This window comes from Staphylococcus pasteuri (assembly GCF_030547725.1).
GTDB lineage: Bacteria > Bacillota > Bacilli > Staphylococcales > Staphylococcaceae > Staphylococcus > Staphylococcus pasteuri.
Window position 1 is genome coordinate 1 of the sequence record NZ_JAUOQO010000376.1, and the last position, 268, is coordinate 268.

1 protein-coding gene is annotated in these 268 nt (G+C 48.5%); it reads right to left on the reverse strand.

The window, feature by feature from the left end:
• Positions 1 to 45: 45 nt before the first annotated feature.
• The coding region (locus Q4528_RS14055) for a protein-tyrosine phosphatase family protein (protein WP_368506721.1) at positions 46 to 268 on the reverse strand (223 nt) is incomplete at its 5' end.

A 268-nucleotide genomic window follows, 5' to 3' on the forward strand; every position in this document is an offset into this window, starting at 1 on the left:
GGCCAAAGCCGTTAATTCCTACTTTAATCGTCATTTTAGGTGGTCCTATTTGGCGAATTGCTGAATGTAGCTAAGTTGTGCAGGCACCGTGAAGGCGTTAGGGCGTTGCGCTTTAATTTTTGTAATGGCGTCGTCTAGTTCAAAACCCATGGCGAACATAATGCGCGCGGCTAACATGCCAGTGCGGCCGCTGCCGCCTTTACAATGAATGGTAAGGTTCATGCCATTGTTTAGCAGTTGTACAAAGCGCGGCAGCAAGGTTTGAAGC